Below are 10,832 nucleotides of genomic sequence, written 5' to 3'. Positions count from 1 at the left end.
TCCAGTACAACAATCACCATTCAAGGAGAGCCTCATGGCTACCGTCAAAGTCGATCAGTCCAATTTCGAGGCCGAAGTGCTGAATTCCGCAGAGCCGGTCGTCGTCGATTTCTGGGCCGAATGGTGCGGCCCGTGCAAGATGATCGCACCCGCGCTCGAAGAGATTTCCTCCGAACTCGCCGGCAAGGTGAAGGTCGCCAAGCTGAACATCGACGAGAACCCGGAGCTTGCCGCCAAGTTCGGCGTGCGCTCCATCCCGACGCTCGCCCTGTTCAAGGGCGGCGAAGTGGCCGACATCAAGGTCGGCGCGGCGCCGAAGACGGCCCTGTCCTCCTGGATTTCCAGCGCCGCCTGACCGGCCCGCGATTGGACCAGACAAAGCCCGGCCTTCGTGCCGGGCTTATTTTTTGTCAAGAATAGGGTGCCTGCGGGCTCAGGTCGGCGGCGTGCCGTTGTCGGCAAGCACGTCGCCGACGAGGTAGAGCGAACCGCCGATGAGGATGCGCGGCGGGACCGCGTCTTCCTCGGTGATGCGGCCGATCTCGACCAGTGCCTCGCCGACCGTCGCAAGCGGGGCGGCATAGAGGCCCGCGCGGGCGGCGTCATCGGCCAGCGACACCGGGTCGAGGCCGGCATCGGAACCGCGGATCGGCACGGTGAAGACGCGTTCGGCCAGGCCGCGGAACGGCTCGAAATAGCCGACCGGGTCCTTCGTGTTGATCATGCCGGTAATGAGGAAGAGCGGGCGCGGCTCACGCTCCTCGTAATTCGCCATGGTCTCGGAAATCACCTGGCCGGCGCCCGGATTATGGCCGCCGTCGACCCAGATCTCGCTGCCGCGCGGGGCAAGCCGCAGGAGCGCGCCGTCCGTCAGGCGTTGCAGGCGGCCCGGCCACTCGACGCGGGCCAGGCCCATTTCCAGCGCATGGTCGGAAACCGCAAGGCCAGCCGCCTTGACGGCGCGGATGGCGGCAGCGGCATTGGCATATTGGTGGCGGCCCGGCAGGCGCGGCAGCGGCAGGTCGGCAAGACCGAACTCGTCCTGGTAGACGAGGCGGCCGTATTCCTCATGCGCCATGAAATCCTGGCCGTAGACGGCATGCGGGCATCCGAGACGCTCGGCGGTTTCGATCAGCACATCGCGCGCGGCCTCCTCGCTTTGGAAGCCGATCACGACGGGCGCGCCGCGCTTCATGATGCCGGCCTTCTCGGCGGCGATCAGCTCGACGCGGTCGCCAAGATAGGCCTGGTGATCGAGCGAGATCGGCATGATGACCGAGACGGCGGGATGCTGAATGACATTGGTCGCATCGAAGCGGCCGCCGAGGCCGACCTCGATGATCGCGACGTCGGCCGGATGCTCGGAAAACAGCAGGAAGGTGACGGCCGTCAGGATCTCGAAGACGGTGATCTTCTCGCCGCCATTGGCCTCGGCGACGCGACGCACCGCATCCGCAAGGACGGCGTCCTCGACGAAGCGGCCGCGCCCGCCCTTGAGGCCGAGGCGATAGCGCTCGTGCCAGTTGACGAGATGGGGCGAGGTGTGGACGTGGACGGAAAGGCCCTCGGCCTCCAGGATCGACCGGCAGAAGGCCGTGACCGAGCCCTTGCCGTTGGTGCCGGCCACATGGATGACGGGCGGCAGTTTCAGGTGCGGATCGCCGAGCGCGGAGAGAAGCCGCGTGATACGGTCCAGCGACAGATCGAACCCCTTGGGATGGAGACCGAGAAGTTTCTCGATCTCCGCCGCCGCCTCGCTGGCCATCACGCCGGTCATGTCACTGGGCCGCGATGGCGAGAGCGCCGTTCGTGGCCGCCGCCGATGCCGCCGGCTTCTTCATCAGGATCTTCAGAAGGCGGGCCAGCGTATCGGGAATGTCATGGCGCTTGACGACCATGTCGACCATGCCGTGCTCCAGAAGGTATTCCGAGGTCTGGAAGCCCTCGGGCAGCTTCTCGCGGATGGTCTGCTCGATGACGCGCTTGCCGGCGAAGCAGATTTCCGCGCCGGGTTCGGCAAGATGGATATCGCCCAGCATGGCGTAGGAGGCCGTCACGCCGCCGGTCGTCGGGTTGGTGAGCACGACGATATAGGGCAGGCCCGCTTCCTTCAGCATCTCCACGGCGACCGTAGTGCGGGGAAGCTGCATCAGCGAGAGGATGCCTTCCTGCATGCGCGCGCCGCCGGAGGCGGGGAACATGACGAGCGGGCACTTTTCCGCGATGGCGCGTTCGAAGGCCTTGATGATCGCCTCGCCGGCGGCAATGCCGAGCGAGCCGCCCATGAAGGCGAATTCGTGCACGACGGCGACGAGCTTGACGCCGCGCACCTTGCCGACGCCGGCGAGGATCGTGTCCTCCAGCTCGGTCTTGGCGCGGCTGTCCTTCAAGCGATCGGTGTATTTCTTCGAATCGCGGAACTTCAGCGGGTCCTGCGCCACCTTCGGCTGCTGCAGGGACTCGTAGACGCCTTCGTCGAAGAGATCCTTGAGGCGGGCCTTGGCCGGCATCTTCATGTGGTAGCCCGAAGCCGGGATGACCCACTTGTTCTCCTCGAGATCGCGGTGGAACACCATCTCGCCGGTTTCCGGGCACTTGATCCAGAGATTTTCCGGTACGTCCCGGTCAGGGCGGCCAAGCATCGAGTTGATCTTCGGCCGAACGTAATTCGTGATCCAGTTCACGGTCTAACTCCCGTTACAATGGTTCCCATGTGGGAACTTTACTCCGCCGCCGCAAGGCGCGATGCACGCACGCCCGATGCGAGGCTCATGACCAGCGTCTCGACACCGGCAACGGTGGCGGCGCTGGCCGTGCCTTCCGCCGTGAGGCTGGAGGCGATCTGGTTGACGATGGCGGTGCCGACGACGACGCCGTCCGCCGAGGCGCCGATGGCGCGGGCGTGCTCGGCCGTCTTGACGCCGAAGCCGACGCAGACCGGCAGCTTCGTATGCGCCTTGATGCGGCCGACAGCGCCGCCGATGAGCGAGGGATCGGGCAGGGCCGAGCCGGTGATGCCGTTCATCGAGACGTAGTAGACGAAGCCCGAGGTGTTCCTGAGGACGGCCGGCAGGCGCTTCTCGTCCGTGGTCGGCGTCGCGAGACGGATGAAGTTGATGCCCTTGGCGAGCGCCGGGATGCAGAGCTCGTCATCCATTTCCGGCGGCAGGTCGACGACGATGAGGCCGTCGATGCCGGCTTCCAGCGCATCGTCGAGGAAGCGCTCGACGCCGTAGACATAGATCGGGTTGTAGTAGCCCATCAGCACGATCGGGGTCGCGTCGTCCTCCTTGCGGAAGTCGCGGGCCATCTGGAGCGTCTTGGCGAGCGTCTGGCCGGCCTTCAGCGCGCGCTGGCCGGCGAGCTGGATCGCCGGGCCGTCGGCCATCGGGTCGGAGAAGGGCATGCCTAGCTCGATGACGTCGGAGCCGGCCTTCGGCAGCGCCTTCATGATCTCCAGCGAACTGGCATAATCCGGATCGCCGCCCATGAAATAGGTGACGAGGGCCGGGCGGCCTTCTGCCGCGAGATCCGCGAAACGTTTGTCCATGCGTGCGGTCATCTTAGAGCTCCATGCCGAGGATCTTGCCGACGGTGAAGATGTCCTTGTCGCCGCGGCCGGAGAGGTTCATCAGGATGATCTGGTCCTTGCCCATCTTCGGCGCGCGCTTGATCACCTCGGCGACGGCGTGGCTCGGCTCCAGCGCCGGGATGATGCCTTCGAGCTTCGTCAGAAGCTGGAAGGCTTCCAACGCCTCGTCGTCCATGATCGGGACATATTCGGCGCGGCCGATATCGTGCAGCCAGGCATGTTCCGGGCCGATGCCGGGATAGTCGAGACCGGCGGAGATCGAGTGGCCTTCCTTGATCTGGCCGTCGGCATCCTGCAGCAGGTAGGTGCGGTTGCCGTGCAGGACGCCCGGCGAGCCGGCCGTCAGGGAGGCGCAATGCTCCTCGCCGTCGAGGCCCTTGCCGCCGGCTTCGACGCCGACGATCTGGACGTTCTTGTCGTCGAGGAAGGGATGGAAAAGGCCGATGGCATTGGAGCCACCGCCGACGGCGGCGACGACCATGTCCGGCAGGCGGCCTTCGGCAGCAAGCATCTGCTCGCGCGCTTCCACGCCGATAACGGCCTGGAAGTCGCGCACCAGCTCCGGATAGGGATGCGGGCCGGCGGCGGTGCCGATCAGGTAATAGGTGTCCTCGACATTGGTGACCCAGTCGCGCAGCGCCTCGTTCATGGCGTCCTTGAGCGTGCCGTGGCCGGCCGTGACGGGACGCACTTCCGCGCCGAGCAGCTTCATGCGGAAGACGTTCGGCGCCTGACGCTCGACATCCGTCGCGCCCATATAGACGACGCAGGGGAAGCCGAAGCGCGCGGCGACGGTGGCCGAGGCGACGCCATGCTGGCCGGCGCCGGTCTCGGCGATGATGCGCGTCTTGCCCATGCGCTTGGCGAGCAGGATCTGGCCGATGCAATTGTTGATCTTGTGCGAGCCGGTGTGGTTCAGCTCCTCGCGCTTGAAGTAGATCTTCGCGCCGCCGAGATGATGCGTCAGGCGCTCGGCATAATAGAGCGGGCTCGGGCGACCGATATAATGGGCGCCGAGGTCCTTCAGCTCCGCCTGGAAGGCCGGGTCGGTCTTGGCCTTGTTCCATTCTTCCTGGAGGTCGAGGATCAGCGGCATCAGGGTCTCGGCAACGAAACGGCCGCCGAAGATGCCGAAGCGGCCGTCCTCGTCAGGACCTTCGCGGAACGAATTCAGGTTGGGTGACTGGTTCACTTGCCTCTCCCTGCGACGGCCGTCTCGCGTTCGGCTTTTCGTGCCGCTTCAAAAAATTCTTCCATCAGGCCGAGATCCTTCACGCCGGGCGCGCTCTCGACACCGGAACTGGCGTCGATGCCCGGCGCGCCGGTGAGCCGGATGGCCTCGGCGAGGTTATCCTTGTTCAGTCCACCGGAAAGCATGTAATCGACGCCGCCGTCAAGCAGATGCATAAGGTTCCAGTCGAAGGCAACGCCGTTGCCACCGGGAAGCTCCGAGTTCGCCGGGGGCTTCGCATCGAAGAGGAAGCGGTCGGCGATGCCGATATAGGGGTCGATCTTCTTCAGGTCGTCCGCCTCGCGCACCGAAAAGGCCTTGATGACGGGCAGGCCGTAGACCGCCTTGACGTTCAGCACACGCTCCGGGCTTTCGCTACCGTGGAGCTGGAGAATATCGGGCGAAAGCTGGTCGACGATCTCGTCGAGCGTGTCGCTGTCGGCATCGACCGTGACGGCGACAATCCTGGCGCGGCCGCGCGCACGCTCCGCCAGGCGGCCGGCGTCGGACGGCTCGATGTTGCGCGGGCTTTTCGGAAAGAAGATGAAGCCGATGTGGCTCGCGCCGAGCGCGACGGCCTTGTCGACGGCCTCCCCGGTCCTCAGCCCGCAGATTTTTATGTCGAGTGTCATGGCGCAGGAAGTCGCATGAATCACCGGAAGAGTCGAGCCGAAAGACGGCGCCCGGTCCCCGGGAACCGCCGCCCCTTGCACCCGGTTCGCGCGAGCCCATATGGAGGGAGGACCAAGACCGGAGACACCCATGCGCCTCATCATTGCCATCCTGCTGCCCTTTCTCGTCTTTTTCACGATCGGGCGGCCGATTGCAGGCATCATCTGCCTCATCCTGCAGATCACGCTGATCGGCTGGCTGCCGGCGGCGATCTGGGCGGTCTATGCGCTGGGGCAGTACAAGACCGACAGGAAGATCCGCGAGGCGCTGGCGGACCGGGGCCGCTAGCCGGCGGCCGCTCCGGGCCGAAGCCGCTTAGCCGAAATCGACCGCGTGCAGCAGGCTGCCGTTGCGCTTCAGCCAGCGCTTGGCCTCCTCGGTGGCCGGGCAGAGCTGCGCGCAGAGCGCCCAGAAGGCGGCGCTGTGATTCATCTCGCGCAGATGGGCCACCTCATGGGCGGCGAGATAGTCGATGACATGGGGCGGGGCCATGGCGATGCGCCAGGAGAAGCTGAGCGCGCCGTCCGCCGAGCAGGAGCCCCAGCGGCTGCGGGTATCGCGCAGCGTCAGCGACTTCACGCGCCTGCCGATGCGCCCGGCATGGACGGCGACGAGCCTGTCCAGCTCCAGCCGCGCCTCCTTCTTCAGGAAATCGCCGATGCGGCGGGGAATGCTCTCCTCCATGCCGCCGACGCGCAGCACGGCCTCGTCCTCGACGATGACGGCCTCCGTCAGCCCGCGCAGCCTGCCCGTCGCCTCGATGCGGTGGGCTACGCCACGGATCATGACATAGCCGCCGTCTTCCAGTTCGTTGGTGGAGCGGAACCTTGCCAGCTTCGTCATCAGCCAGCCCTGATGGCGGGCCAGGAACTCGCGGATGTCGCGCTCGGCAATGCCGTTCGGTACCGTCATGCGCAGGGCGCGGCCGCCGGGCTCGATGCGCAGCGTCAGGCGCGTGGCGCGCAGGTCCCGCCTTATGGTGAGCGGCAGGGCCCGGCCATTGACGTCGATCTCGCGCCGTTCCGGCTGAGGCGGGGTCTTCAGGGCCTTGCGGGGCTTGCGAACCAGGGAGAACATGCTGCCTTTCATAGCCGATTCGGGGGCGGCTGAAACGCCTCGACGAAAAACCGGCGCACGCGGCGCCGGTGATGCTTTGCTTGATTCCCGTTTCTTACCCTGCCGTCATGGTCGGCGTTGGCCCAACATCCACGTCGCGAGCGGCGCGTAGATCCTCGGGTCGAGCCCGAGGATGACGGAGGGTGGGGAACGGACTGCCCCAAGCGTCGTTACGTGGCCGGGAAGCCCGGCACGTCGCCCTGGCCATTGGCGCGGCGTTCGCGCATGAAGCGGTCGAACTCCTCCTGGTCCTTGGCGCGGCGCAGTTCGCGGACATAGGAATCGAACTCCTCGCGCATCTCGTCGAGCTTGCGGCGCTCCTCGTCGAGGCGGGCGAGCTCGGCGTCGCGCCAGTCGTCGAAGGCGCCGTTGCCGGTGGCGTTGCGGAAGGCGTGGCCACGGCCACGGCCGCCACGGAACTTGCCGCGGCAGGAGGCGAACATGCCGTCCACGGTGTCGTTGGCGTCCTTCTTGAAGTTTTTCAGGCGGTCACCGAAGATGATGTAGGCAAGCATGGCAAGGCCGAGCGGCCAGAACACCACGAAGCCGAGCACCATCAGGGCGATGGTCGCAGGCGTCCAGTCCGGACGGATCAGTGCTGACTGGTTCATGTGCAATCTTCCTCACGATCGGCGGAAACCACTCCGGCTTCCGGTGATTCCGATGTGGGCAGCGCGCATGCGGCGTTCAAGACGATGCCCGGCAGAATCGGGCAAGTGCCTGAAACGAGCCCGGAAAATCAGGCGGCGTCGCCGGATTTCCCTCCCTTGATGACGCGCGGCACCGGCTTTGCCTTCGTCTCCTTGCCGTGCGCGGCGATGAAGGAGAGGATGCGCGGCGCGATCTCCTTGCGGAAGCGCGAGCCGTTGAAGACGCCGTAATGGCCGACATCCGGCTGCATGTAGTGCATGCGCATGTCGGCGGGGATGTTGGTGCAGATGGTCTGCGCCGCCTTGGTCTGGCCGACGCCGGAAATGTCGTCGTTCTCGCCCTCGACGGTCAGCAGCGCCACCTTGCGGATCGCCGTCGTGTCGACGGCGCGCGCGCGGTGCATCATCTCGCCCTTCGGCAGGGCGTGCTTCATGAAGACCGTCTCCACCGTCTGGAGGTAGAATTCGGCCGTCAGGTCCATGACGGCAAGATATTCGTCGTAGAAGTCGCGGTGCTTTTCGGCGGCATCGCCGTCGTTCTTCACGAGATGGGCGAAGAACTCCTTGTGCGCGATGACGTGGCGGTCGAGGTTCATCGACATGAAGCCGGAAAGCTGCAGGAAGCCCGGATAGACCATGCGCATGAAGCCCGGCTGAGGCCACGGCACGGGCATGACGACATTGTCGCGGAACCACTCGATCGGCTTTTCCTCCGCGAGCTTGTTCACGGCGGTCGGGTTGATGCGCGTGTCGATCGGCCCGCCCATCAGCGTCATGGTGGAGGGCGAGAGCGGGTCGTCGTCCGCCTCCATGACCGCGACGGCGGCCAGGACCGGCACGGCCGGCTGGCAGACGGCGATGACATGGGTATCCGGCCCGAGCGCATGCAGCATCTGGATGACGTAGTCGATATAGTCGTCGAGATCGAAGGTGCCTTCGGAGAGCGGCACCATGCGCGCGTCGATCCAGTCGGTGATGTGCACTTCGGCGTGGGGAAGCATCGCCTCGACCGTGCCACGCAGCAGCGTCGCATAGTGGCCCGACATCGGCGCGACGATCAGGATCTTCGGGTCCTTGCGGTGGCCGGCCGGCAGACAGCGCTCGAAATGGATGAGGTTGCAGAAGGGGCGCTGCCAGACGACCTTTTCATGGACGGAAACGGCCTTGCCGTCGATGAGCGTGGTATCGAGGCCGAATTCCGGCTTGCCGTAGCGCCGGGTGGTGCGTTCGAGCACCTCGAAGCCGGCCGCCATGGTGCGGCCGAAATAGGTGTGGGCGAGCGGATTGAGCGGATTGCGGAAGGCGAGGCGCATCTGGTCCGCGGCGGCGCGCCAGGGCGCCATCATCGCATGATTGAGTTCGTAGAGCTGATAATACATCCGACGCGTTATCCCATTTCCCGGCGCAGGGCCTTATGCCCGACGCGCCGTCTCACCCGGTTTCCGCAGTTGCGAAAACACTATCAGGTTTTCGCTGCGTGGCAACATTCCACGAAATCATCCTAAACCCGCGATCCTTTCGCGGGAATGAACGGGAATCAGCCTCCCCCGCCGCTATCGGCGATACGCACGACAGCCTTGATGAGACCCGATTTCTCCGTCGCCCAGCGGGCGAGGTCGACGGGGACGCGATCGAGCACCGTGCGGTGGGTAACGAGCGCATCCACCGGCACCCGGCCATCGCGGATGGAGGCCATGACATGTTCGAAATCGGCGCGCGTCGCGTTGCGGCTGCCGATCAGCGTCATCTCCCGCTTGTGGAATTCGGGATCGGAGAAGCGGATGTCCTCCTTCACCACGCTGACCAGCACCAGCGCGCCGCCATGGGCGACATGGGCGAAGGCGGTTTCCATCGAGGCCGCATGACCCGTCGCGTCGAAAACGACGTCGAAACCGTCGCCGCCGGTTGCCCGGCGCACCGCCTCCGCGGCGGCGGGCCCGGCGAGGATGCCCTTTTCAAGGCCGAAACGCTCGGCGGCCATGGCGAGCCGTTCGCCGGACGTGTCCATCAGCGTCACGTCATGGCCGGCGATGCGGGAAAACAGCGCGGTGCCGAGGCCGATGGGGCCGGCGCCGATGACGAGGGCGCCGGAGCCCGCGGGCGCTGCCGCGCGGCGGACCGCATGGGCGCCGATCGCCAGGAACTCGACGGTCGCGGCGGCCTCCAGCGGAAGGCCGCCGGCCGGATAGAGGTTTTCCGCCGGCAGCAGGATTTCCTCGCAGAAGGCGCCGTCGGTGTGGACGCCGAGCACGCGGATCGCGGTGCAACAGTTCGGCTTGCCCTTCCGGCAGGCGATGCAGGCGCCGCAGGAAATGTAGGGATTCACCACGACCGGCGTGCCCGCGGCAAGGGCGCTCGCGCCGGGATCGACGACGGTGGCCGAGACCTCGTGGCCCATGACGCGGGGATAGTCGAGGAACGGGTGCTTGCCCTCGAAGATATGGTAGTCCGTGCCGCAGATGCCGACATGGCTGACGGCGAGGCGCACCCAGCCCGCGGCGGGGGCGGCCGGAGGGTCACGGTCGACCGCCTCTAGGCGGCCGGGTTCCATGCAGACGACGGCTTTCATCTCAGCGGCTTCCGCGGCGGCGCAACTGGTCGAAATAGACGATGACGATGATCAGCAGGCCGGTGATGATGCGCTGCCAGAAGGAGTTCACGTTAAGGAGGTTCGCCCCGTTGTTGATGGTCGCCAGGATGAAGGCGCCGAGCAGCGGGCCGTGGATGGAGCCGACCGCGCCGAAGAGGCTGGTGCCGCCGATGACCGAGGAGGCGATCGCCTGGAGTTCCCAGCCTTCCGCCTGGGTGGCGTTGCCGATGCCGATGCGCGAAGCGAGCAGCAGGCCGACGAAGGCGGCGCAGGTGGCCGAGAGGATATAGGCGAGATAGATGGTGCGGTCGACATTCACGCCCGACAGGCGCGCGGCCTCCTTGTTCGAGCCGACGGCGAAGAGGTAGCGGCCGAAGCGGGAGAGATGGAGGAAGACGAAGGCGGGAATCGCCACCAGCACGACCATCCAGAACAGGCTGGGCACGCCGAGGAAATCGGCGCGGGAGAAATTGGTGAAGCCCTCGTGGCTGATCGAGATCGTCGAGCCGTTGGTGATGAGGAGGCCGATGCCGCGCAGCGAGGTGAGCGTCGCCAGCGTGATGATGAAGGGCGGCAGGCCCATGCGCACGATGCCGAAGCCGTGGAACGCGCCGATGGCGACGCCGATCAGCAGCGTCAGGACGATCGCCGCCCAGAGCGGCACGCCGGCCTGCAGCAGCCAGGCGACGATGACGCTGGTAAAGCCGACGATGGCCCCGACGGAAAGGTCTATGCCGGCCGTGATGATCACGAAGGTCTGGCCGACCGCCAGGATCGCCGTCATCGCCCCCTGCCGCAGCAGGTTCGAGATGTTGTTCGGCGTCCAGAAGGCGTGCGTCGCAAGCCCGAGGGCCAGCCACAGCGCCAGCAGCAGGCCGAGCAGCGTCAGGCCGAGCAGGATGTTGGTGCCCCGCTTCGGCGCCGGGGCGCTTTCCGTCGTAGTCTCCACGCTCATGCTTCTTCTCCCTTTTTCGCGCGGCG

At 66.1% G+C, this 10,832-nt stretch carries 12 protein-coding genes; 2 read left to right on the top strand and 10 right to left on the bottom strand.

Translation table 11 applies throughout. The annotated features are described in order from the left end of the window. Positions 1-34: 34 nt before the first annotated feature. Positions 35-355, top strand: a complete 321-nt coding sequence (gene trxA / locus L0976_RS12875; RefSeq protein WP_203316971.1) for a thioredoxin — start codon at positions 35-37, stop codon at positions 353-355. A 78-nt stretch (positions 356-433) separates the two neighbouring features. Here trxA and L0976_RS12870 read toward each other — a convergent pair whose 3' ends face one another. The 5 genes from L0976_RS12870 to L0976_RS12850 are packed head-to-tail and all read right to left on the bottom strand — an operon-like array spanning position 434 to position 5,455. After that, positions 434-1,777 (bottom strand): folylpolyglutamate synthase/dihydrofolate synthase family protein, encoded by a 1,344-nt coding sequence (locus L0976_RS12870; protein WP_234187688.1) that lies wholly within the window; start codon positions 1,775-1,777, stop codon positions 434-436. A gap of 1 nt (position 1,778) precedes the next feature. Next, positions 1,779-2,684, bottom strand: coding sequence for an acetyl-CoA carboxylase, carboxyltransferase subunit beta (accD, locus tag L0976_RS12865; protein ID WP_203316969.1), 906 nt, complete (start codon positions 2,682-2,684; stop codon positions 1,779-1,781). Between the two features lie 38 nt (positions 2,685-2,722). Then, positions 2,723-3,562, bottom strand: a complete 840-nt coding sequence (trpA, locus tag L0976_RS12860; protein WP_234187687.1) for a tryptophan synthase subunit alpha — start codon at positions 3,560-3,562, stop codon at positions 2,723-2,725. 1 nt (position 3,563) lies between these two features. Continuing rightward, the gene (gene trpB / locus L0976_RS12855; protein ID WP_234187685.1) at positions 3,564-4,784 is read right to left on the bottom strand and encodes a tryptophan synthase subunit beta; all 1,221 of its coding nucleotides are present in this window, start codon (positions 4,782-4,784) and stop codon (positions 3,564-3,566) included. Next, positions 4,781-5,455, bottom strand: a complete 675-nt coding sequence (locus tag L0976_RS12850; RefSeq protein ID WP_203316966.1) for a phosphoribosylanthranilate isomerase — start codon at positions 5,453-5,455, stop codon at positions 4,781-4,783. Before L0976_RS12850 ends, trpB begins: the two co-directional genes overlap by 4 nt. Before the next feature lie 130 nt (positions 5,456-5,585). On the opposite strand from L0976_RS12850, the gene L0976_RS12845 reads away from it, so the two are divergent. After that, complete coding sequence (locus tag L0976_RS12845) at positions 5,586-5,783, top strand: YqaE/Pmp3 family membrane protein (protein WP_203316965.1); 198 nt, start codon at positions 5,586-5,588, stop codon at positions 5,781-5,783. A gap of 27 nt (positions 5,784-5,810) precedes the next feature. Here L0976_RS12845 and L0976_RS12840 read toward each other — a convergent pair whose 3' ends face one another. The 5 genes from L0976_RS12840 to L0976_RS12820 form a co-directional block, all read right to left on the bottom strand. After that, positions 5,811-6,572: a M48 family metallopeptidase gene (locus L0976_RS12840; RefSeq protein ID WP_234187684.1), complete on the bottom strand. Its 762-nt coding sequence runs from the start codon at positions 6,570-6,572 to the stop codon at positions 5,811-5,813. A 209-nt stretch (positions 6,573-6,781) separates the two neighbouring features. Next, positions 6,782-7,222: a DUF2852 domain-containing protein gene (locus tag L0976_RS12835; RefSeq protein WP_234187682.1), complete on the bottom strand. Its 441-nt coding sequence runs from the start codon at positions 7,220-7,222 to the stop codon at positions 6,782-6,784. Positions 7,223-7,350: 128 nt separating this feature from the next. After that, complete coding sequence (gene phaZ, locus L0976_RS12830) at positions 7,351-8,640, bottom strand: polyhydroxyalkanoate depolymerase (protein WP_234187680.1); 1,290 nt, start codon at positions 8,638-8,640, stop codon at positions 7,351-7,353. A gap of 158 nt (positions 8,641-8,798) precedes the next feature. Then, the gene (locus tag L0976_RS12825) at positions 8,799-9,830 is read right to left on the bottom strand and encodes a zinc-binding alcohol dehydrogenase family protein (RefSeq protein WP_234187678.1); all 1,032 of its coding nucleotides are present in this window, start codon (positions 9,828-9,830) and stop codon (positions 8,799-8,801) included. 1 nt (position 9,831) lies between these two features. Continuing rightward, positions 9,832-10,806: an ABC transporter permease gene (locus L0976_RS12820; protein WP_203316960.1), complete on the bottom strand. Its 975-nt coding sequence runs from the start codon at positions 10,804-10,806 to the stop codon at positions 9,832-9,834. Between the last annotated feature and the right edge of the window lie 26 nt (positions 10,807-10,832).

Source organism: Shinella sp. NM-101 (assembly GCF_021401195.1).
GTDB lineage: Bacteria > Pseudomonadota > Alphaproteobacteria > Rhizobiales > Rhizobiaceae > Shinella.
The sequence above is the reverse complement of the archived record's forward strand: the minus strand, read 5'-3'. Positions and strand labels throughout refer to the sequence as shown.